The 23119-nt window shown below is 54.2% G+C and carries 21 protein-coding genes; 15 read left to right on the forward strand and 6 right to left on the reverse strand.

Features of this window, described 5'->3' with window-relative positions:
- Positions 1–132 precede the first annotated feature (132 nt).
- Positions 133–984 (reverse strand): 4-(cytidine 5'-diphospho)-2-C-methyl-D-erythritol kinase, encoded by an 852-nt coding sequence (gene ispE / locus IB222_RS10490; protein WP_003833423.1) that lies wholly within the window; start codon positions 982–984, stop codon positions 133–135.
- Positions 981–1604 carry a lipoprotein insertase outer membrane protein LolB gene (gene lolB / locus IB222_RS10495; protein ID WP_003833422.1) on the reverse strand — a complete coding sequence of 208 codons (624 nt, stop codon included), beginning with the start codon at positions 1602–1604 and terminating at the stop codon, positions 981–983. Before lolB ends, ispE begins: the two co-directional genes overlap by 4 nt.
- 211 nt (positions 1605–1815) lie before the next feature.
- Between lolB and hemA the strand changes: the two genes are divergently transcribed.
- Genes hemA through kdsA form a run of 6 tightly spaced genes read left to right on the forward strand, consistent with a single transcriptional unit; the run spans position 1816 to position 7120 of the window.
- Entirely contained in the window at positions 1816–3072 is a 1257-nt protein-coding gene (hemA, locus tag IB222_RS10500; protein WP_003833420.1) for a glutamyl-tRNA reductase, read from the forward strand.
- Between the two features lie 41 nt (positions 3073–3113).
- Entirely contained in the window at positions 3114–4196 is a 1083-nt protein-coding gene (gene prfA, locus IB222_RS10505; RefSeq protein WP_003020786.1) for a peptide chain release factor 1, read from the forward strand.
- The gene (gene prmC / locus IB222_RS10510; protein ID WP_003833416.1) at positions 4196–5029 is read left to right on the forward strand and encodes a peptide chain release factor N(5)-glutamine methyltransferase; all 834 of its coding nucleotides are present in this window, start codon (positions 4196–4198) and stop codon (positions 5027–5029) included. The genes prfA and prmC overlap by 1 nt, the downstream gene beginning before the upstream one ends.
- Positions 5026–5418 (forward strand): invasion regulator SirB2, encoded by a 393-nt coding sequence (gene sirB2 / locus IB222_RS10515; RefSeq protein WP_003833414.1) that lies wholly within the window; start codon positions 5026–5028, stop codon positions 5416–5418. The genes prmC and sirB2 overlap by 4 nt, the downstream gene beginning before the upstream one ends.
- 2 nt (positions 5419–5420) lie before the next feature.
- Complete coding sequence (sirB1, locus tag IB222_RS10520) at positions 5421–6230, forward strand: invasion regulator SirB1 (RefSeq protein ID WP_003020775.1); 810 nt, start codon at positions 5421–5423, stop codon at positions 6228–6230.
- A 35-nt stretch (positions 6231–6265) separates the two neighbouring features.
- Positions 6266–7120, forward strand: a complete 855-nt coding sequence (gene kdsA, locus IB222_RS10525) for a 3-deoxy-8-phosphooctulonate synthase (RefSeq protein WP_003020772.1) — start codon at positions 6266–6268, stop codon at positions 7118–7120.
- Between the two features lie 67 nt (positions 7121–7187).
- Here the strand turns inward: kdsA and bdcA are convergent, their stop codons facing one another.
- Positions 7188–7901: an SDR family oxidoreductase gene (bdcA, locus tag IB222_RS10530; protein ID WP_048216243.1), complete on the reverse strand. Its 714-nt coding sequence runs from the start codon at positions 7899–7901 to the stop codon at positions 7188–7190.
- A 72-nt stretch (positions 7902–7973) separates the two neighbouring features.
- On the opposite strand from bdcA, the gene IB222_RS10535 reads away from it, so the two are divergent.
- Both IB222_RS10535 and IB222_RS10540 read left to right on the forward strand, forming a co-directional pair.
- On the forward strand, positions 7974–8564 hold the full coding sequence (locus IB222_RS10535; protein ID WP_148361897.1) for a TetR/AcrR family transcriptional regulator: 591 nt from the start codon (positions 7974–7976) through the stop codon (positions 8562–8564).
- Between the two features lie 189 nt (positions 8565–8753).
- Positions 8754–8837, forward strand: coding sequence for a hypothetical protein (locus IB222_RS10540; protein ID WP_223240911.1), 84 nt, complete (start codon positions 8754–8756; stop codon positions 8835–8837).
- A 54-nt stretch (positions 8838–8891) separates the two neighbouring features.
- Here IB222_RS10540 and chaA read toward each other — a convergent pair whose 3' ends face one another.
- Positions 8892–9992, reverse strand: coding sequence for a sodium-potassium/proton antiporter ChaA (chaA, locus tag IB222_RS10545; RefSeq protein WP_003833407.1), 1101 nt, complete (start codon positions 9990–9992; stop codon positions 8892–8894).
- 403 nt (positions 9993–10395) lie between these two features.
- On the opposite strand from chaA, the gene IB222_RS10550 reads away from it, so the two are divergent.
- Positions 10396–11091: a gamma-glutamylcyclotransferase gene (locus IB222_RS10550; protein WP_003833406.1), complete on the forward strand. Its 696-nt coding sequence runs from the start codon at positions 10396–10398 to the stop codon at positions 11089–11091.
- Between the two features lie 54 nt (positions 11092–11145).
- Here the strand turns inward: IB222_RS10550 and IB222_RS10555 are convergent, their stop codons facing one another.
- Positions 11146–11391 (reverse strand): DUF1883 domain-containing protein, encoded by a 246-nt coding sequence (locus tag IB222_RS10555; RefSeq protein WP_003833405.1) that lies wholly within the window; start codon positions 11389–11391, stop codon positions 11146–11148.
- Between the two features lie 261 nt (positions 11392–11652).
- Complete coding sequence (locus tag IB222_RS10560) at positions 11653–12006, reverse strand: DsrE/DsrF/TusD sulfur relay family protein (RefSeq protein ID WP_003833402.1); 354 nt, start codon at positions 12004–12006, stop codon at positions 11653–11655.
- Between the two features lie 73 nt (positions 12007–12079).
- Here IB222_RS10560 and nasR point away from each other — a divergent pair, with 73 nt between their 5' ends.
- The 6 genes from nasR to IB222_RS10590 all read left to right on the forward strand — a co-directional run bounded on the left by nasR (position 12080) and on the right by IB222_RS10590 (position 23090).
- Positions 12080–13261: a nitrate regulatory protein NasR gene (nasR, locus tag IB222_RS10565; RefSeq protein WP_126317883.1), complete on the forward strand. Its 1182-nt coding sequence runs from the start codon at positions 12080–12082 to the stop codon at positions 13259–13261.
- Positions 13262–13483: 222 nt separating this feature from the next.
- Entirely contained in the window at positions 13484–14743 is a 1260-nt protein-coding gene (locus IB222_RS10570) for a CmpA/NrtA family ABC transporter substrate-binding protein (protein WP_003833398.1), read from the forward strand.
- Position 14744: 1 nt separating this feature from the next.
- The gene (gene ntrB, locus IB222_RS10575) at positions 14745–15620 is read left to right on the forward strand and encodes a nitrate ABC transporter permease (protein WP_149384844.1); all 876 of its coding nucleotides are present in this window, start codon (positions 14745–14747) and stop codon (positions 15618–15620) included.
- Between the two features lie 9 nt (positions 15621–15629).
- Positions 15630–16418, forward strand: a complete 789-nt coding sequence (locus tag IB222_RS10580) for an ABC transporter ATP-binding protein (protein WP_148361898.1) — start codon at positions 15630–15632, stop codon at positions 16416–16418.
- Positions 16419–16428: 10 nt separating this feature from the next.
- Entirely contained in the window at positions 16429–20493 is a 4065-nt protein-coding gene (nirB, locus tag IB222_RS10585; protein ID WP_148361899.1) for a nitrite reductase large subunit NirB, read from the forward strand.
- Positions 20490–23090, forward strand: a complete 2601-nt coding sequence (locus tag IB222_RS10590; RefSeq protein ID WP_149384845.1) for a nitrate reductase — start codon at positions 20490–20492, stop codon at positions 23088–23090. Before nirB ends, IB222_RS10590 begins: the two co-directional genes overlap by 4 nt.
- Positions 23091–23119: the final 29 nt, after the last annotated feature.

Here is a 23119-nt window from a genome sequence, read left to right on the forward strand (position 1 = left end):
CAGCTTGCCCGGCTTACTCTTTATCTTCCGCGTTTCATTTGCGCTGGCATCAATTCCTCACACCAGTTACATACTGAAGTTGTATGCACCTGGCGATTCGTCGTTTCGCCATTTTCCTGAAACCCGAAGGATTTAGAGTAACGCTCTGTGCAATGGGGAGAGGTTGACGCCTTTCGCCACAAAGCCTTTGAGCCATTCCGGGGCTTGCTCAAGCACCTGGCGAGCACGAGACTCAGTGTCAAATTCAGCAAAGACACAAGCCCCTGTACCAGTCAGGCGCGACGGCGCGTATTCTAACAGCCAGGAAAGCGCCGCATCAACCTCGCGAAAACGTTTTCTTGCGATAACCTCGCAATCATTGCCGAATTCACATTTTAGTAACGTTTTTATTGACCTTTTTGGCGTGTTGCGCGGGAGGTCGGGATCGTTAAAAATCACCGGTGTCGGAATACTGACTCCCGGATGTGCAACCAGATACCACTTTTCCTCAGGCTCGACCGGCGTCAGAATTTCGCCAACACCTTCGGCAAAGGCCGCATGGCCGCGCACGAATACGGGAACATCCGCCCCCAGCGTTAAGCCGAGTGCCGCCAGTTCATCAACCGAAAGTCCGCACTGCCAGAGATGATTCAGCGCCACCAGAACGGTTGCCGCATTAGACGAACCTCCGCCAAGACCGCCGCCCATCGGCAGGCGTTTGTCGATACTGATGTCCGCACCACTCCCTTTGGGAAGGCGATTGCTTTCAGATGCCGCTTTCATCAGCGAACGTGCCGCACGGACGATCAGATTGTCTTCATGCGCAACGCCTTCCACTGGGGTTAACAGGTGAATTTCGCCGTCGCTACGCGGTGTAATATCTATCGTGTCGCCATAATCAAGAAACTGAAATAAGGTCTGCAGCGTGTGGTAACCGTCCGCACGCTGTCCGGTGATGTATAAAAACAAATTCAGTTTCGCCGGAGAGGGCCAGTGGGTCATCATTTCACAATCCAGTTATCCATTTTCAGCTTAATACGCTGGGAACCGTCGGACAGCTCCATGTTTGCTGGCATCGCAGGCTGGGTTTTGCTGTCGTAGGCGCTATAGACCACTTTCCAGTTTTTACCGTCTTTGCTGTAGTTCACTTCACTCAGACGATATTGGTCGTCGAGCTTATAATCGGTGGCGTCACCTGGCAGACCAAGGATCCATTGGCGCAAGCTGTTTAATGGGATAGGCATGCCGGTCAGTTTGCCAATCATCTCTTCAGCGTCGTCGGCGGTGTAATGCTTGCCTTTGTTATCGACCAGTTCGACGTTGCCAGGCTGCGCATTAAGTTCCAGTTCCGTGCTGCCCAGTGGGTTGGTCAGCAGGAGACGATAGCGATCCTGACCGGTTTGCTGCCAGAAAAAGCGGGCATACACTTTCTGTTGATCGGAAATATAGGCAAACGCACCACGCGTCTGATACTGGTTCAGGGCGCGAACTTCCTGTTGGTGCTGGCGCCACTGCGGAGAATCGGGGCTTTTACCGGGACCTTTAGGCGCGTTGAGCGTACAGGCAGTAAGAACCAGGGCCGCCAGCGGCAGCAGGCGAATCAGGCGAAAATCAGGCAGGGTCATAATGATGACAAATCCTTGAGATACGTTGCAGTTATAACTCTTAATGCTAGCGCCGCCATCAGACATCGTCTACGTTCAAGTTATCTTAAATCGCTTAAATTTGTGCACTAAGCTATTACTCCAAAAGGGGTCAGTCTCTTTTATTGACCGCACGCATCCTGTATGATGCACCCAGTCTAACCTTATCAACGCTGGTACTATTCCCGCACACATGACCCTTTTAGCGCTTGGTATTAACCATAAAACGGCACCTGTATCGCTGCGAGAACGCGTAACGTTTTCGCCGGATACGCTCGATCAGGCGCTGGACAGCCTGCTCGCGCAGCCAATGGTGCAGGGCGGGGTAGTGCTGTCGACGTGTAACCGCACGGAGCTGTATCTCAGCGTTGAAGAGCAGGATAACCTGCAAGAAGCGCTGGTTCGCTGGCTGTGTGAATACCATAACCTCAATGAAGAAGATCTGCGCAACAGCTTGTACTGGCACCAGGACAACGACGCAGTCAGTCATTTGATGCGTGTTGCCAGCGGTCTGGATTCACTGGTGCTCGGTGAACCGCAAATTCTGGGGCAGGTGAAAAAAGCGTTTGCGGATTCGCAAAAAGGTCACCTGAACGCCAGTGCGCTGGAACGCATGTTCCAGAAATCATTCTCTGTCGCAAAACGTGTACGTACAGAAACTGACATCGGCGCCAGCGCCGTGTCGGTGGCGTTTGCCGCCTGTACCCTGGCGCGGCAGATATTTGAATCGCTCTCCACGGTAACCGTGCTGTTAGTCGGTGCGGGCGAAACCATTGAGCTGGTAGCGCGACATCTGCGCGAGCACAAAGTCAAGAAGATGATCATCGCCAACCGCACTCGCGAGCGTGCGCAGGTGCTGGCGGATGAAGTCGGCGCCGAGGTGATTTCACTGAGTGATATAGACGCGCGTTTACAGGATGCCGATATCATTATCAGTTCTACCGCCAGTCCGCTGCCGATTATCGGCAAAGGAATGGTGGAACGTGCGCTTAAAAACCGCCGCAATCAGCCTATGTTGCTGGTGGATATCGCCGTACCGCGCGATGTCGAGCCGGAAGTGGGTAAATTGTCTAACGCCTATCTGTACAGCGTTGATGACCTGCAAAGCATTATTTCGCATAACCTGGCCCAGCGCAAAGCGGCGGCGGTGGAAGCCGAAACGATAGTGGAGCAGGAAGCCAGCGAGTTTATGGCCTGGCTACGCGCCCAGGGCGCAAGCGACACTATCCGCGAGTATCGCAGTCAGTCAGAACAGATCCGTGATGAACTGACCGCCAAAGCGTTGGCCGCTCTTCAACAGGGCGGTGATGCGCAAGCCATTATGCAGGATCTGGCCTGGAAACTGACCAATCGCCTGATTCATGCACCAACCAAATCACTTCAACAGGCCGCCCGTGACGGGGATAGTGAACGCCTGAATATTCTGCGCGACAGCCTCGGGCTGGAGTAGCAGCACACCAATCTTATTTTTTACAGGGTGCATTTACGCCTATGAAGCCTTCTATCGTTGCCAAACTGGAAGCCCTGCATGAACGCCATGAAGAAGTTCAGGCGCTGCTCGGTGATGCGGGGACTATCGCAGACCAGGATCGCTTTCGTGCGCTGTCGCGCGAATATGCGCAATTAAGCGATGTATCTCGCTGTTTTACGGACTGGCAACAGGTTCAGGAAGATATCGAGACGGCTCAGATGATGCTCGACGATCCTGAAATGCGTGAAATGGCGCAGGATGAACTGCGCGAAGCAAAAGAGAAATGTGAGCAGCTGGAACAGCATCTGCAGGTCCTGCTATTACCTAAAGATCCCGATGACGAACGTAACGCCTTCCTCGAAGTGCGCGCGGGAACCGGTGGTGATGAAGCGGCGCTGTTTGCCGGCGATCTGTTCCGCATGTACAGCCGCTACGCTGAATCGCGTCGCTGGCGGGTTGAGATCATGAGCGCCAGCGAAGGCGAGCATGGCGGGTTTAAAGAAGTCATTGCCAAGATTAGCGGCGAAGGCGTTTACGGGCGACTGAAGTTTGAGTCTGGCGGCCATCGCGTGCAGCGCGTACCTGCGACGGAATCGCAGGGGCGTATTCATACCTCTGCCTGTACGGTCGCGGTTATGCCGGAACTGCCGGATGCCGAACTGCCGGACATCAACCCGGCCGATCTGCGTATTGACACCTTCCGTTCATCAGGCGCGGGCGGTCAGCACGTTAACACCACCGACTCCGCAATCCGTATTACCCACTTACCGACCGGTATCGTGGTGGAATGCCAGGACGAACGTTCACAGCATAAAAACAAAGCCAAAGCGATGTCGGTGCTGGGGGCGCGTATTCGTGCCGCCGAAGTGGCAAGACGTCAACAGGCGGAAGCCTCTGAACGTCGTAACCTGTTGGGCAGTGGCGATCGCAGCGATCGTAACCGTACCTATAACTTCCCGCAGGGTCGTGTGACCGATCACCGCATTAACCTGACGCTCTACCGTCTGGATGAAGCGATGGAAGGCAAACTGGATATGCTCATTGAGCCGATTGTCCAGGAATACCAGGCCGACCAACTGGCGGCGTTGTCCGAGCAGGATTAATGGATTATCAGCACTGGCTGCGTGAAGCAATTAGCCAATTACAGGCAAGCGAAAGCCCGCGCCGTGACGCCGAGATTTTACTCGAGTTTGTTACTGGCAAAGGGCGCACCTTTATTCTGGCTTTCGGCGAAACGGAGTTAACCGAGGCGCAGCGTCAACAGCTTGATACGTTACTGGAGCGGCGTCAGCGGGGAGAGCCGGTGGCGCACTTAACCGGCGTGCGTGAGTTCTGGTCGCTGCCGCTATTTGTGTCTCCAGCCACGCTTATTCCGCGTCCGGATACCGAGTGTCTGGTGGAGCAGGCGCTGGCTCGCCTGCCGGCCTCAGCGTGTCGTATTCTTGATTTAGGAACCGGCACGGGTGCCATTGCGCTGGCGCTGGCAACCGAGCGTCCGGATTGTGCAGTGACTGCTGTAGACCGCATGCCTGATGCCGTGGCACTGGCCATTCGCAACAAGCAGCAACTGGGCATCGACAATGTTTGCGTGCTGCAAAGCAACTGGTTCAGCGCATTGCAGGGACAGCAGTTTGACATGATTGTCAGCAATCCGCCGTATATCGACGAGCAGGATCCGCACCTGGCACAAGGCGACGTTCGCTTTGAACCGCTGTCGGCACTGGTGGCGAGCGATCAGGGGCTGGCGGATATCGTGCATATCATTGACCAGTCTCAGCGCGTATTAACGCCCGGCGGCTATCTGTTGTTGGAACATGGTTGGCAACAGGGCGAGGCCGTCCGTGACGCTTTTACTCGTGCAGGTTACCTGGCGGTTGAAACCTGTCGTGACTATGGCGGCAACGAGCGAATTACGCTTGGACGCATCCCATCATGAGTACCTTCGGTGTGTTACTCAACGTCCATCTCATCAGCATTGCGCTTTCGGTTGGTTTGCTGACGCTGCGATTTTGGTGGCGTTACACCGACTCGCGCCTTGCCTGCGCGCGCTGGACGCGCATCGTGCCGCCGGTTGTCGATACCGTTTTATTACTCAGCGGCGTAGCGTTAATGGTTAAAGCGCACGTCCTGCCATTCACTGAGCACGGGACATGGCTGACTGAAAAGCTGTTTGGGGTTATCATTTACATCGTTTTGGGTTTTATTGCGCTCGATTATCGTCGGGCGCGCAGTCAGCAGGCGCGATTAATCGCTTTTCCGCTGGCGCTGGTGGTGCTGTACATCATCATTAAACTCGCCACCACAAAAATACCGTTACTGGGGTAAGCATGAGGTCGTTAGCTGATTTCGAATTTAATAAAGCGCCATTGTGTGATGGGATGATCCTGGCGTCGGAGTCTATCCGTCTGGATTTTCCAACACAAACTGTCTATGACGAACTGGAACGTCTGGTCAGTCTGGCGCAAGAAGAAATTAGCCAGCTCCTGTCTCAGGATGAGCAACTGGAAAAACTGCTGGCACTTTTTTACGGCGAATGGGGGTTTACGGATACCCACGGCGTCTATCGTCTTTCTGATGCACTATGGCTTGATCAGGTACTGAAAAATCGTCAGGGCAGCGCCGTATCTCTGGGCGCTATCTTATTGTGGATTGCCAACCGACTGGAACTGCCGCTGGTGCCGGTGATTTTCCCGACACAACTCATCCTGCGTATTGAATCGCTCGATGGCGAAATGTGGCTAATCAATCCGTTCAATGGCGAAACGTTAAATGAGCACACGCTAGAAGTGTGGCTGAAGGGGAATATCAGCCCGGTTGCGGAGCTGTTTAACGAAGACCTGGATGAGGCAGATAATGCAGAAGTAATCCGCAAGCTGCTCGACACGCTGAAATCATCGTTGATGGAAGAGCGGCAAATGGAGCTGGCGCTGCGTGCCAGCGAAGCACTATTACAGTTTAATCCTGAAGATCCGTATGAAATACGCGATCGTGGATTAATTTACGCGCAACTGGAGTGTGAACATGTTGCGCTGACCGATTTAAGTTATTTCGTTGAACAGTGTCCGGAAGACCCGATCAGCGAAATGATTCGTGCGCAGATTAATACTATTTCGCACAAGCAAATTGTATTGCATTGATTAATGACACTTTACCTACCGTTTAAGGCGATCCTATGAAACAAAAAGTGGTTAGCATTGGCGACATCAACGTGGCAAATGACCTGCCGTTCGTGCTGTTTGGCGGAATGAACGTGCTGGAATCCCGCGATCTGGCGATGCGCATTTGTGAGCACTACGTAACCGTTACTCAAAAGCTGGGTATCCCTTACGTGTTCAAAGCCTCCTTTGATAAAGCCAACCGTTCTTCCATCCACTCTTACCGTGGACCGGGCCTTGAAGAAGGGATGAAAATCTTCCAGGAACTGAAGCAGACTTTTGGCGTAAAAGTGATCACCGACGTTCATGAAGCCAGCCAGGCTCAGCCTGTTGCTGACGTGGTGGATGTGATTCAGTTGCCGGCCTTCCTCGCTCGTCAGACCGATCTGGTGGAAGCGATGGCGAAAACCGGTGCCGTTATCAACGTGAAAAAACCGCAGTTCGTAAGCCCGGGCCAGATGGGCAATATCGTGGATAAATTCCATGAAGGTGGCAACGACAAAGTAATTCTGTGCGACCGTGGCGCGAACTTTGGTTATGACAACCTGGTTGTGGATATGCTGGGCTTCAGCGTGATGAAGAAAGTCTCCGGCAACTCGCCGGTGATTTTTGACGTTACCCATGCGCTGCAATGCCGTGACCCGTTTGGCGCAGCAAGCGGCGGTCGTCGTGCGCAGGTTACCGAACTGGCGCGCGCAGGTATGGCGGTAGGTCTGGCCGGTCTGTTTATTGAAGCGCATCCGGATCCAGCCAATGCGAAATGCGATGGTCCATCCGCGCTGCCGCTGGCGAAACTGGAACAGTTCCTGACCCAGATTAAAGCGATTGATGACCTGGTAAAAAGCTTCGACGAGCTGGATACCGAGAACTAAGAAAGTATTGCAGTCCGGAGAGATATCTCTTCGGACTGCTGTTTGAGAAAAGTGTTAAGGGTGGCCGTCAGGCGCCAAACGCACCGTCAATTGTATGCATTGCCCCCGTCACAAACCCAGCCTCAGGGCCTGCAAGCCAGGCAACCATTCCCGCAACTTCCTCTGGACGGCCATGTCGTTTTAGCGCCATAAAACTGTGCATCACCTCTTTCAGTGGGCCATCTTCCGGGTTGGCATCGGTATCAATAGGACCCGGTTGAACCACGTTTACCGTAATACCGCGCGGGCCAAAATCACGTGCCAGCCCCCGGGCCAGCCCTTGCAGCGCTGATTTGCTCACTGCATAAGAGGCCAGGCCAGCAAGAGGCATACGGTCGCCATTCACAGAGCCAATAATGATAATGCGTCCGCCGTCAGGCATCTGTCGTGCCGCTTCCACGGCCGCATAGTATGGGGAGTGAATGTTAATTCGGAACAGGCGCTCAACGTCATCCGGATCCTGCTCCAGCGCATCACCAAACAGAATAATGCCTGCATTAACTACCAGCACGTCCAGCGGGCCGCTTTCGCGTACCCGGTTGATTACGGCGTTACGATCGGCGCTATCGGTTTGCGCTGTCTGGGTACCCGTCTCATCAGCAAGCGCTTTGGCAGCGTCAGGGGAGCCTGAATAGGTAAAGGTAACCGATGCGCCATCCGCGGCAAAACGGCGCACGATAGCCGCGCCAATCCCACGACTGCCGCCAAGAACCAGAACTGACTTGCCGTTAAAAGAAGACATGAGGTACTCCTTGAACAATTATGTAGTGATCGATATATAATGGGTGCACAGTTTTCTGTCAATGGATTTGTAATGAACACTACAAAATGCACTCGTGCACCTGGACGCCCACGTAATTTTGATCCAGAAATGGCCGTTGCCAAAGTACAACCCTTGTTTCACGCACATGGCTATGACGCAGTTAGCGTGGCGGATGTCACCGCGGCGTTGTCGATCAAGCCCCCCAGTTTCTATGCTGCTTTTGGGAACAAAATCGGTCTTTATAAACGTGTTCTTGACCGCTACGTACAAACTGAGGCAATCCCTTTTGATGACATTCTGCGTCCCGACAAACCGGTTTCTGAATGTCTTACCGATCTGCTTGAAGAGGCGGCGCGACGTTATGCCGCAGATCCGCATGCGCCGGGATGTTTGGTCCTGGAGGGCACGCACAGTAACGATCCGCAGGCGCGGACAGTCGCGCGGAATTTCTACTCGGCTGCCGAACATAAAATTTACGACTTTATCGCACAGCGCTACCCTCAAGAAGCTGACAGCCTGACTGATTACATCAGTACCACAATGCTTGGCCTGTCGGGAAAAGCGCGTTGCGGGCATTCGTTCGAGCGTCTGCTAGCCAGCGCACGAATCGCCAGCGTAGCGGTGCAACATCAGCTTTCCTGATGATCATCACATGAAAAAGTAGATAAATATGATGGGGAAAATGGGAACTTAATCAGGCGGTGCCTCATATCAACCCGCATCAGAGCAGGGGGTTATCGTTGTAGGTGGTACGAATGCGACGCGGATTGGCATTGCTGGAGTTTGCGGGCAGGTAAGCTCGCCGATATTGCGGTGCTTAATCAGGATATTATGGCTATTCCGGCAGACAAATTGCACCAAACGGAGTCGTTATTAACGTTTGTCGATGGTCAACAAGTTTATCCGGAGCCGTGAGCGGTAAAAGAAAACGGCCCTGCGAAGGGCCGTGGGTTCTACCAGAAAAACTAATCAGGCAAATATCGTCATCAGATAGGCGATAAACAGCGCCAGATGCGCCGCACCGTTAAGCACGTTGGTGCGTCCGGTGGAGAAAGAGATGTGGCACAGTACCAGTGATGAAACCATCACAATCATCTCTGGCGCGCCCAGCGCAAAGACCAAGTCATTCCCGGTTGCCCATGCGATCAGGGTCACTACCGGAACGGTCAGTGAAATGGTGGCTAATACTGAACCGAAGAACAAATTCATCGCCCGCTGTACCTGGTTGCTCAGAACCGCTTTCAGCGCACCCAGCCCTTCAGGGGAGAGGATCAGCAATGCGACCAGGAAACCGGTAAATGCCACTGGGGCATTCAGTTCAGTCAGCAATGTCTCCAGCGGGCTGGCGTTCATTTTGGTCACGGCAATAACAGCGATCAGATGAATGATAAGCCAGGCGGCATGCCACATATTGCTGTGGGCTGACGGTTTACCGTGATGCGGATCATCGTCGTCACCCTCGTCTTCATGCTCATAAATGAACAGACTCTGATGCGTTTTAGTTTGTATCAGCAAAAATACGCCGTACATCGCCGCAGAAATTAATGCCACTAATAGCGCCTGCGCGGTAGTGAAATTTGCACCCGGTAAAGCCATCGGGAACACCAGTACAATAATGGCCAGTGGAAACAGGGCGATTAAATACTGCTTAATACCAAACAGATTCATATACTGAGTGGCAAATTTACGGCCACCTAACAGTAATGAAAAACCGACCAGGCCGCCGGTTACGATCATAATGATTGAATATAGCGTATCGCGCATGAGCGTAGGCGCTGCATCGCCGGTCGCCATTAATGCGGAGATTAAGCTGACTTCAAGAATAACAACGGACAGGCTGAGGATCAGCGACCCGTAGGGTTCGCCAAGTCGATGTGCTAATACATCCGCATGACGGACAACGCTGAATGCGCTGCTTAATATACCAATAAGGGCCAGCGCATTAATACCGATGACCACTGGTAGTGACTGACTGCTCCCCCAGAAGAACAGTACTACCAGCGCCAAAATCGGGAAGACGAGAGAGGTCTCCTTGTGGCGGGTTTTTACCGCCTCATGTACATGTGTCATTGAACTAATTCTCCATCTCTGCAGGTATTTATAATTATAAAAGTATTAAAGAATGTAAAAAATAACAGAACTTTCGGTATTTCCGATCTGATTTTACGTAATTTTACGGCATGGACCATTTTTTGCATCCGAGCGAATGAAATTGCATATCTTGTTTAGAGAATATTTAAATAACAACACATTAGATTTTAGCATCCACAAAAATTGATGATCGTACTGATACAAATGATAGTGCAGGACGTACCACCACGAGAGGATATAAAGTGCCGTTGACACTTTGTTCCCTTGCAAGCGAGCGGTGAATTGCCTATTGTCCAGATATTGGTTTCAAAATGAGCAGTAAAAAAGCCCGGAAGGCGTCAAAAAAGTTGTCGCAGGGAAGCAGCAGTGGCGGAGGTGTAAGGTGTTAACGCGTGATTTTTTATTGAATGCCGACTGTAAGACGGCATTTGGTGCTATTGAAGAATCACTACTCTGGTCAGCGGAACAACGTGCAGCCTCACTGGCTGCCACGCTCGCTTGCCGACCAGATGATGGACCGGTGTGGATCTTCGGTTATGGATCATTGATGTGGAACCCGGCCTTAGAATTTGAAGAGTCTTGTACCGGGACGTTAGTCGGCTGGCACCGTGCCTTTTGCCTGCGTCTGACGGCGGGGCGAGGAACGGCGTGTCAGCCAGGACGTATGCTGGCCCTGAAAGAAGGCGGACGCACCACCGGTGTGGCCTACCGTTTGCCGGACGCGTCCCTGGAACAAGAGCTTTCACTGCTGTGGAAGCGAGAAATGATCACCGGCTGTTATCTGCCGACCTGGTGTCAGTTGGCGCTTGATGACGGCAGGACGGTGAACGCACTGGTCTTTATTATGGATCCGCGTCATCCGCTGTTTGAGTCAGACACGCGCGCGCAGGTGATTGCGCCGCTTATCGCCACGGCGAGCGGACCTTTAGGCACCAACGCCCAGTATCTGTTCTCGCTGGAACAAGAGCTGGTCAAGTTGGGGATGCAGGATGATTGTCTTAACGATCTGGTGATCACGGTCAAACGATTGTTGGGAGAGAATCTGCCGGAAGGTGTTATGCGTCCAGGGTTTGCCTGAATCCAGCCAGGAACTGAATGCCCGAAAGCCATGCGCTTTTCGGGCAATTAACGCTTAGGCTGCAATATAACTTATTGAATGCTCGAGCGACTGGCTATGGCTGTCGATCAGCACATTCCATACGCCGGTATACGGTACGGTTAACCATGCGTTATCACGATCCTGCACGCTTAAAATGTCGGACTGCGTGTCTTTGACGTGATTTTTCTCGCTCATCAGATGGATGTGACAGCGCTCGGAACAGCGCACAACCACCGTATCGCCACCAAATAACTTTAAACTCGCCTTCACTAATGCCATTTTTCACCCCGTTCTTGAAAACAACGTACTTTCTGTCGAAAGTGCTGCGTGATGTTGTTCACATTTCACTCATTGCATAACACCAAAGGGGGAGCAACAGGATGCTGATTTTGATCAAAAAATGGCATAACGATTAAACAAAAGTGACAAAATCCCTCAAAAGGGTTGAAAGGGCGTGCTAACGTTCAACGAAACCGCGCCCATCTACGATTAAATCCGGAAATTATCGACACTTTCAGTGAGCTTGCCTGAAGCGGTGTATCAGAAGGTCAGCACTTTATCTGCAGCCAGCGTCCATTGAGCCAGTTCTACCAGCGTGCCGACGGCTACTCCGTCAATTAATGGCAGCGTCGTGATCCCACGGCCATCGGTGCAGGTTTTGCACAGTTTGACCGGCACATTTTGCGCCGTCAGGATCTCCAGCATTTGCTGAATATTGTATCCTTCTGCAGGTTTCTGACCTCGTAATCCCGCGGTTACCGCGTCCGACATTAAAAACAGACGCAGGTCGAGATCCGCTTCCTGTTCGCGCAGGGCGATGGCCAGACGCAGGCTGTTAAATAACGATTCGCTTCCATAGGCCGCACCGTTCGCGACGATCACTATCTTTTGCATTTTTACTCCTGTTGTCAGGGGGGCATGGATATTGCTTGTCCTCAGGGATAACCCGTTATCGGTGAGGGCAGAGATGATGACAAATGCACAAAATTCCGGCGCGACGCAATGGTTTCGCCATGCCCGCCAGCTTGAGAACACCCAGCTTCGCCAACTGGCACAGTCCGGTAAGTTGGTGATGCGCATTAGCCATCTGGTGCATATGCTACAGTGCGAACGCGGTGCATCCAATATCTGGTTGTGTTCTCAAGGTACGCTTTATGATCGGGAGGTCCGTGCCAGTCGGGCGCTGGTGGATGAAGAGTGTCGGCAACTGCATATCCTTTTCCAGCACATTATGCCGGTGGCGGGCAGTGCATTGTGCCACCGTATTGCTGGCACCGTCTGGTGCCTCGATCAGCTAACGACGCTGCGTGAGTCTGTCAGCGGGCAGACTATCGATGCACAGCAGGCGATGGAGCAGTACAGCCGGACGTTACGCCATCTGCTGGGTATTGTGCCGCAGCTTAACGACAGCATTGATTATCCCCATGTCGCAGGTGGGCTGGTGGCGCTGTACAGTTTTATGCAGGGTAAAGAGCTGGTAGGACAAGAGCGGGCGTTAGGGGCCATTGGCTTTACCCAGGGCGAATTTAACCCTCAAATGCGCCAGGAGCTGGTGGACAGAATAGACGGGCAGCAGCCGTGCTTTGATACCTTTATCTCCCTGGCTTCGCCTGTACTGGTGCAGCATTTTCGTCAGCAATGCGAGGCATCGGGCGCCATCGAACAACTGCGACGCCAGGCCTGTACGCGACAACCCCAACTCGATAACGGTGAACGCGCGCTACGCTGGTTTACCCTGCAAACGCAGCGGCTTGAACAATTACGACATCTCGAAGAGATGTTGATTACCGAATTGCTGAATGTCGTGGCGCGTCGGCTGGCGGAAGAAACCTACGCTTTGCCGCTCGACAACTGGCTTGACGACCGTGCTGACGAACCCCTCTCGCTGCGCCGGGATAAACAATTATTGCGGGTTGTTCGCCAGCAGGCTCGCCAGCTGGAGCAAATGAGCGCCCAACTTGCCTCATTGCAGGACGCCTTAGAGGAGCGCAAGGTGATTGATAAAGCAAAAAGCATCCTGATGAATCACCAGCAGGTCAGCGAAGAACAGGCGTGGCAGCTATTGCGAAAAATGGCGATGGATAAAAACCAACGGATGGTCGATATCGCCCGGGCATTGCTTACCGTTAAATCCCTGATGCAGGGATAGCGACTGCACAACAGGCGGGCAGTGTCTGCCATATTTGGGTGCACCGCGGCGTCTGGTACGCGTCGAACCCGCTAAAACCGCCAGTGTAATTCTGGCATCTGAATTGCATTCACTCATACAGACAATTTAGCAGCAGGCCAACGGCGGTCTGACTGTTTTGAGGATAAAGGCGTCCCGCAATGCTTAGGCATTGTTGGACGCCTTTTTTTATGGGGAGCATGTATGGGTGACAGAACAGTTTCGTTAACGCGGCGGCGGTTTTTACAGGCAAGTGCCGTGATGGGGGCCAGCTCGCTGATTCCAGGACTGATGTCTTCGGTCTGGGCGGCAGGGTCTGATGCGCCGGAGATGACTACCGTTCGGGTCGGTTTTATTCCGCTAACCGACTGCGCGCCGCTGGTTATCGCCACGTTGAAAGGTTTTGATAAAAAATACGGCATTACGCTGGTGCCGACCAAAGAGGCCAGTTGGGCCGCAGTGCGTGACAAACTGGTCTCTGGAGAGCTGGATGCGGCTCATGTTCTGTACGGCCTGTTGTATGGCCTGGAACTGGGTATTGCCAGTAAAGCGCAGCCCATGGCCAATCTGATGACGCTCAATCAGAACGGTCAAGCGATCACGCTCTCCGCAACGCTGCTGGAGCAGGGCATTACCGATGCGTCTGCGCTGAAGAAACGGATCGTCTCGCAGGCGCCCGGAACCTATACCTTCGCGCACACCTTTCCCACAGGCACACATGCCATGTGGCTCTATTACTGGCTGGCCAGCGCTGACATCAATCCTTTCACCGATGTTCGCACCGTTGTGGTACCGCCTCCGCAAATGGTGATGAACATGCGCATTGGCAATATGAGTGGCTTCTGCGTCGGCGAGCCGTGGAATGCGCGGGCGATCAACGACCGCATTGGTTTTACCGCGGCGACGTCCCAGGATATCTGGCCCGACCATCCGGAAAAAGTACTCGGTACGCGCCGGGAGTGGGTAGAAAAATATCCACATACTGCCCGGGCACTGGTTAGCGCGCTGCTTGAGGCATCGCGCTGGATAGACGCCAGTGAAGCCAATAAACGCGAAACAGCACAAATTCTGGCGCGCCGGGCCTGGCTCAATACCAAAGAAAGCTATCTGACGGCGAGAATGCTGGGCGAGTACGACAACGGTGCCGGTCGTCGCTGGCAGGATCCGCATGCCATCCGCTTTTTTCGCGACGGCGAGGTGAGTTTCCCCTGGCATTCCGATGGCATGTGGTTTCTGACCCAGTTCTGCCGTTGGGGATTGTTGAAGCAGCAACCGGATTATGCAGCCATTGCCGCGCGCATCAACCGGACCGACATCTGGCGCGATGCGGCAGCGGCGGTTGGTGGGATAACACCTCCTGCGAAATTGCTACGAACCAGTACGCTGATGGACGGTTCCGTATGGGATGGCCGCAATCCAGAAGCCTATGCCAACAGTTTTACCCTCCACCGTACAGGAGCCTGAGATGAAACAAAATACGCAGCTTAAATCCCCTGAGCCGGTAGTCGGTGAGGTCATCACGCTATCAACGATGAAGGTCAGAAAGCGCAAAATGCCATGGTCAATGTGGCTTAGTACATGGCTAAGACGCGCCGTACCCGCTCTGCTGGGGATTGCCTTGCTGGTGGTGTGCTGGCAACTTGCCGCCATCAACAGCAAAGGATTTCCTACGCCGCTGAGCACTCTGGATTCAGCCCTGACGCTGTTTGCCGCTCCGTTCTATAACGGCGGGCCGAATGATATGGGGATCGGCTGGAACGTGCTGGCGTCGTTGCAACGGGTCGCGATCGGTTTCGGATTAGCGGCGCTGGTGGGGATTCCGCTGGGCTTTCTGATTGGGCGTTTCACCTTCTTTTCGCACATGTTTTCGCCGCTGATTGCGCTGTTGCGCCCGGTCAGTCCGCTGGCCTGGCTGCCGATTGGACTGCTGTTGTTTCAAAAAGCGGAACCCGCATCGAGCTGGACCATCTTTATCTGCTCTATATGGCCGATGGTGATCAACACCGCCGAAGGGGTGCGGAGAATCCCTGACGATTACCTCAACGTAGCTCGCGTATTGCAACTCTCTGAGTGGACGGTGATGCGGCGGATACTTTTCCCCGCCGTGCTTCCGGCGATCCTCACTGGCGTACGCCTGTCGATTGGTATCGCCTGGTTGGTGATAGTGGCAGCAGAAATGCTCACCGGCGGGTTAGGGATTGGTTTTTGGATCTGGAATGAGTGGAACAACCTTAACGTCGAAAACATTCTCATCGCTATCGTCATCATCGGCGTTGTAGGTCTGCTGCTTGAGCAGGGGCTAATGCTGGTGGCACGTCGTTATAGCTGGCAGGAAAAATAAGGAGACAACATGAAACCCATTATTCAGGTCCAGGCGGTCAGCCAACGTTTTTCGACCGCCAGCGGTGAGTTCCTCGCGCTACATAATGTCTCTTTTGATATCCATGAAGGGGAGACAGTGAGTTTGATTGGTCACTCCGGTTGCGGAAAGTCGACGCTTTTGAATCTGATTGCCGGCATTACGTTACCAACTGAAGGTGGCCTGATTTGCGATCACCGCGAAATCGCCGGGCCGGGGCCTGAGCGGGCGGTCGTTTTCCAAAATCATTCGCTGCTGCCGTGGCTGACCTGTTTCGACAACGTAGCCCTGGCCGTCGATCAGGTATTTCGCCACACCATGAGTAAAGCCGAGCGACGTGAGTGGATCGAATACAACCTGCACCGCGTCCAGATGGGGCACGCGATGCACAAACACCCCGGTGAAGTCTCTGGTGGGATGAAGCAACGCGTGGGTATTGCCCGGGCACTGGCGATGAAACCCAAAGTCCTGCTTATGGATGAACCGTTTGGCGCACTGGATGCGCTCACCAGGGCACATTTGCAGGATACGGTGATGCACATCCAGCAGTCACTGAATACCACCATTGTGCTGATCACTCACGACGTTGATGAAGCGGTGCTACTTTCCGACCGGGTTCTGATGATGACCAACGGGCCAGCGGCGACGGTGGGCGAGATCTTGACGGTTGATTTACCGCGCCCGCGCAATCGGGTCCAGCTTGCCGATGACAGCCGATACCACCACCTGCGACAACGCATTCTCCATTTTCTGTATGAGAAACAGCCGAAGGCGGCGTAAGGAGGGGAAGATGACGCGACTGGTCATTGTGGGTCATGGCATGGCGGCAACTCGTCTGATTGAGGCGCTTGTTATGTACAAAAACGGCGGCATTTCCGTCACCGTTATTGGTGAAGAGCCGCAGCTTGCCTACAACCGGATCCAACTTTCACCGGTGCTGGGGGGAGAAAAGCCCTTTGCGCAAACTTTGCTTCATCCGGCGCAGTGGTATCTCGATCACGGCGTGACGGTTCTGAGCGATGAAGCTGTGTTGGCCGTTGATGCCACCAGCCGCAGCCTGACCACCACAAAACGGCTTTTGTTCTGGGATGAACTGGTATTTTCCACCGGATCGTATCCGTTTATTCCGCCCATTCCAGGCGTCCAACAACCGCATGTTCATGCTTTTCGCACGATGCAGGATGTCGAGGCGATTCTCCAGCAGTCTGGGCCAAAGGTGGTGCTGGGTGGTGGCGTTCTCGGCGTGGAGGCCGCGGCAGCCTTACGTCTTCACGGTGACGATGTCACGTTGATTCATCGCGCGGGAAGGTTGATGGAACAACAGCTTGATCAACAGGCCAGCGATCTGCTGCAGGCGCAACTAACAGGACGTGGTATTCGCTGCGAGCTTAGTTCTGGGCTCGTCAGTATCGAAGCCGACTGCGTAACGTTGCTGGATGGCCAGCGTATTGCGGCGGATGGCGTGGTGATTGCCACGGGGGTTAAACCCAATATCTCCCTGGCGCAGGAGTGCGGTGCTGTTTGTCAGCAGGGGATTGTGGTGGATGAACAGCTTCGCACCTCAATGCCCGGCATTAGCGCCGTCGGGGAATGCTGCGAGATTAACGGCCAGACGTGGGGACTGGTTGCGCCGTGCCTGAAACAGGCTGAGGTGTTGGCTGCGCGACTAGCGGGTTTTATCGGTGCCGGATTTGGTTGGCAGGCGAGTGGAACGCGCCTCAAGGTGACGGGAATTGATCTGTTTAGTGCAGGCGTAACGGACACGACGGCGACGGATGCCACCCTGAGCACATACGATCCGCTCAGCGGGCACTATCGCCGCTTGCTGACGCGTGATGGAAAACTCCATGGTGTGCTGCTGATGGGCGATTGCCATAGCGCAGCGCCATTAACCGATTTGCTGGCCCAGGGGGCGACAGCACACTCCGACTGGCTCTTCGACCGCTTTGATACGCAGCCATCGGCTGCAGGACAGATGACGATGACAAAACCGACACTGGCTGTTGTGGGACACGGTATGGTTGGCCACCATTTTCTTGAGCAATGCGTTAGCCGTAATCTGCATTTGCATTATCACATTGTGGTGTTTGGCGAAGAACGTTATGCCGCCTATGACCGGGTGCATCTGTCAGAGTATTTCGCCGGGCGCAGCGCGCAATCACTTTCGCTTGTCGCTGATGATTTCTTTGCCCGTAATGGCATAGAGCTACGTTTGGGGCAATGCGTGACCGAGATCGATCGTGAGATGCACGTCATCCGCAACGCCGACGGACATGAAACCCACTGGGATTCGCTTGTACTTGCCACCGGATCGTATCCATTTGTCCCCCCTGTGAAAGGTGGGGACTCACCCGCCTGCTTTGTTTATCGTACGTTGGACGATTTAGATGCCATTGCAGCGAAAGCGAAAAGTGCGCGCCGCGGGGTGGTGATCGGCGGTGGCCTGCTTGGTCTGGAGGCTGCGAACGCGCTGCGTCAGCTTGGGCTGGAAACGCATGTTGTTGAGTTTGCCGCTAATCTGATGGCGGTGCAGCTGGATAACGCCGGTGCCGCGATGTTACGAGAAAAGATAGAGGCGCTTGGCGTTGGCGTCCACACCGCAAAATCAACCACGGAAATTGAAAGTACCACTGACGGACTGGTACTGCACTTTGCCGACGGCGAAAAGCTGGAAACCGAAATGGTGGTTTTTTCTGCGGGTATTCGTCCGCAGGATGCGCTGGCGCGTCACAGCGGTTTAGATATTGGCGAACGCGGTGGGATTTGTATCGATAGCCACTGTCGCACGTCAGATGACGCCATTTTTGCAATCGGCGAATGTGCGTTGTGGGAAGGGCGAGTCTTTGGCCTTGTCGCGCCGGGATATCAAATGGCGCGGGTAGTCGCCGCACAGCTGGCCGGAGAAGATGTCAGCTTTAGCGGGGCGGATATGAGCACCAAGCTCAAGCTGCTGGGCGTTGATGTTGCTTCTTTTGGCGATGCGCATGCCCGTACGCCGGGCGCGAAAAGCTATCAATGGACGCATGGTCCTGAGCAGATCTACAAAAAGATCGTCGTCAGCGCAGAGGGCAAAACGCTGTTGGGCGGAGTGCTGGTTGGCGATGCTGGCGATTACGCCACGCTATTGCAAATGATGTTGAATGGGATGCCGCTTCCTGGTCAGCCGGAATCGCTAATCCTGTCCGCGCTGGCGGGCGGGGCGCCAAAAGCGCTTGGGGTTGCGGCATTGCCCGATACTGCGCAAATCTGCTCTTGTCATAACGTCAGTAAGGCCGATATATGCCGGGCGGTAAGTGCTGGTGCGACGGACATTGGCGCCATCAAACAGTGCACTAAAGCAGCGACCGGTTGTGGCGGATGCAGCGCGCTGGTGCAACAAGTAATGGAGCACCAACTTGCGGCCCAGGGCGTTGAGGTCAAAAAGGATATCTGTGAACATTTTCCCTGGTCGCGCCAGGAGATTTATCACCTTGTACGGGTGAACCATATCCATACTTTCGAACAGTTGATTAGCCGTTACGGCCATGGTCACGGCTGCGAAATCTGTAAACCTCTGGTGGGGTCAGTGCTGGCGTCCTGCTGGAATGAGTATCTGCTTAAACCTGCGCACTTACCGCTGCAGGACACGAACGATCGCTATTTTGCCAATATTCAAAAAGACGGTTCCTATTCTGTGGTCCCGCGTATGCCTGCGGGAGAGGTCACACCGGACGGCCTGATCGCCATAGGACAGATTGCGAAACGTTATCAGCTGTACAGCAAAATCACCGGCGGGCAACGGGTGGATCTTTTCGGCGCGCGTCTGGAACAGTTACCTGATATCTGGCGCGAACTGGTGGCTGCGGGGTTTGAAACAGGGCATGCGTACGGGAAGTCGTTGCGAACGGTGAAGTCTTGCGTTGGCTCGACCTGGTGTCGCTACGGCGTACAGGATTCAACGGCAATGGCGGTGATGCTTGAAAATCGCTACAAAGGGTTGCGTGCACCACACAAAATTAAAATGGCGGTGTCCGGTTGTACCCGGGAGTGCGCCGAGGCACAGAGCAAGGATGTGGGCGTCATTGCGACGGATAAAGGCTGGAATCTCTATCTGTGCGGCAATGGAGGAATGAAACCACGCCATGCCGATTTGTTTGCCAGTGATTTAGATGATACCGCGCTGATGCGCACTATCGACCGTTTCCTGATGTTCTACATTCGCACCGCGGATCGTCTGCAACGTACCAGCACCTGGATGGATAATCTGGAAGGGGGCATTGCGTATTTGCGTGAAGTGATCCTCGACGACAGTTTAGGGATTGCCAGTGAACTGGAACAAGAGATGGCGCGGGTTGTGGAAAGCTACCAGTGCGAATGGCAAACCACGCTCAGTAGCCCGCAGCGTCTGGCGCTGTTTCGTTCATATATCAATAGTGATGAGGCGGATGAGACGGTTGCCCGCGCGCCTTTACGCGGGCAACCGCAGTTGGCTAAACCTGCATCCAGGGGCCGTGAGTCATTACCGACAAAACCCTGGCAGGAGATATGCACCCTTGATGCAATCCCTGAGCAGGCGGGTATTGGCGCACGTCTGGGAGATGTGCAAATTGCATTATTCCGCTTTGGGCAGACGATTTATGCCCTTGATAACCTTGAACCCGGTAGCGCTGCGCAGGTGTTATCGCGCGGTATTCTGGGGGATGTGCAGGGTGAGCCGATTGTTATCTCGCCGCTGTATAAACAACGTATTCGTCTGCGCGATGGCCGCCAGTATGACAGCGGAGAACAGGCGGTACGCGCCTGGCCGGTGAAAGTGGAGGCGGGCAAAGTGTGGGTGGGAACTCAGGCGCTGATCCTGCGGGCGGAGGCATCATGAGTGAGACTCGTACAACGTGCCCGTACTGTGGAGTTGGCTGCGGCGTGATTGCGCAGGTAGACAATAATGGCGTCACCGTCAGAGGTGACCCCGAACATCCGGCAAACTTTGGCCGCTTATGCGTCAAAGGCGCGGCGCTGGCTGAAACCACAGGACTTAGCGGCAGGTTGTTGCAACCGATGGTGGATGGCGAAACGGCGAGTTGGTCGCAGGCGCTGGACACCGCCGGTGAACGTCTGCGCGCTATCATCGCTCAGCATGGCCCGCATGCCGTAGCCTTTTATGCCTCCGGGCAACTGCTGACGGAGGATTACTATGCGGCGAATAAGCTGATGAAAGGCTTCATTGGCGCGGCCAATATTGATACCAATTCGCGGCTTTGTATGTCGTCTGCGGTGACCGGATACAAGCGGGCGCTAGGAGCGGATGTCGTGCCCTGCAGTTATGAGGACATTGAATGCAGTGATTTGGTGGTATTGGTGGGATCGAATGCAGCATGGACGCATCCGGTGCTGTATCAGCGTCTGGTGCAGGCGCGTAATGCTAATCCGTCGATGAAAGTCGTGGTTATCGATCCTCGCTGCACCGCAACCTGTGATATCGCCGATCTGCATCTTTCCCTGCTGCCCGGTAGCGATGCTGGGCTGTTTGTTGGTTTACTGAACAGGATTGTGGCTGAGGGTAATGCGCAAAGTGAATTTGATGACGCTGCAGAAACGTTTGCTATTGCGCGCGACTGGAGCCTCGCGCGTGTGGCGCAGTTTTGCGGGCTGGATGTTGCCGATATTGTCACCTTCTATGACTGGTTTATGCGCGCGCCAACAGCCATCACGCTATACACCATGGGCATTAACCAGTCTGCCAGCGGTAGCGATAAGTGTAATGCGATTATTAACGTGCATTTGGCCAGCGGTAAGTTTGGTCGACAGGGGTGCGGCCCATTTTCGCTGACCGGGCAACCCAATGCGATGGGCGGCCGGGAAGTTGGCGGGTTGGCGACGCAGCTGGCGGCGCATATGAATTTTGAACCCCAGGATCTTGCCCGCCTGTCCCGCTTCTGGGGCACTGAAAGGTTGGCGCAGACGCCTGGTTTGATGGCCGTGGATTTGTTTGAGGCGATCGGTAAAGGCGACGTTAAAGCGGTATGGATCATGGGGACAAACCCGGCGGTGTCATTACCGGACAGCCATGCCGTGTGTCAGGCGTTGGCAGCCTGTCCACTGGTGATTGTCTCTGAAGTCGTGGCAGACACGGACACCAGCCGCTACGCGCATATTCGGTTTCCGGCTCAGGCCTGGGGCGAAAAAAACGGTACGGTGACGAACTCAGAACGACGGATCTCGCGCCAGCGCGCATTTTTACCAGCGCCGGGTGAGACGAGGGCGGACTGGTGGATCGTCGCGCAAATAGCGAAACAGTTGGGTTTTGCCCATGCGTTTGGCTGGCAAAGCGCATGGGAGGTATTTTGTGAACATGCGGCGCTTTCCGGTTATGAAAACAGGGGGGAACGTGCATTTGATATTGGCGCGTTAGCGGAGCTGACGCATCAACAGTGGGATGAGATGACGCCGGTTCGCTGGCCAGTGAGTACCGGCTCATCAACGCTAAATTTTTGGCAGGGGTGGCGTGGTAACCAACGTTTACGCCTGGTATCTGTTACGCCACAGGGGATGAAAACTGCCTGTGATGCCCTCTATCCATTGGTGCTAAACAGTGGTCGCATTCGCGATCAGTGGCACACTATGACGCGGACGGGGACGATTTCACGCCTGATGCAGCACATCAATGAACCGCTGGTAGAAATTGCACCAGAGGATGCCTATCGCTTAAAGCTGAATGAAGGTGCGCTATGCCGGGTTAACTCCCCGCGCGGCGTAATGGTTGGTAGGGTGACCATTCACCGTGGGCAGCGGCCAGGGAACGTCTTCACTTCAATGCATTGGAATAATCATTTTGCCCGTCAAGGACGGGTAAATGCATTGGTGGCGCCGATTTGTGACCCTGACTCTGGACAGCCGGAAAGCAAACAGACAGCGGTGCGCATTATGGCATGGCAGCCCCGGTGGCAGGGAGAGCTGTTTTGTCGCTCCGTGCTGACGTTACCGGGGTTCGTTCACTGGTGGCGCAAAAGTGCTGACAATGCCGTGCGTTATACGCTGGCGGGCGACAGCGATATTTCTGCGTGGCTGCAACAATATTGTGTGACGCAAGGCTGGCAACTTCAGCAGGCGAAATGGGAGCAGGGACTGAATCTGTTGGCCTGGCATGAAGGAAAGCTGGTGCTTGGGCTCTGGTCAGCGGCAACGCTGCCGCAGATTGATGATGCGGCGATCCTCTGCGCATTCATGCAAACGCCGGAAAACGCTCAGACTCGTCATGCCCTGTTGGGCGGGAAACCCGGTGGTATTACGGCTGATAAGGACGCGACTATTTGTAGTTGTTACAGCGTAGGAGAAAAGGCCATTACCCAGGCTATCGCTAACGGTTGTGATACGGTTCAGGCATTGGGAAAAGCGTTACGTTGCGGGAGTAATTGCGGCTCGTGTATTCCGGAACTGAAGACATTACTGGCACAAAAAATCACACTCAATGATTAAGGATATTCCTGAAAATTTGAGAAAAAGCT

Origin of the sequence: Citrobacter sp. C13, from assembly GCF_014596815.2 — a bacterium.
GTDB lineage: Bacteria > Pseudomonadota > Gammaproteobacteria > Enterobacterales > Enterobacteriaceae > Citrobacter > Citrobacter portucalensis.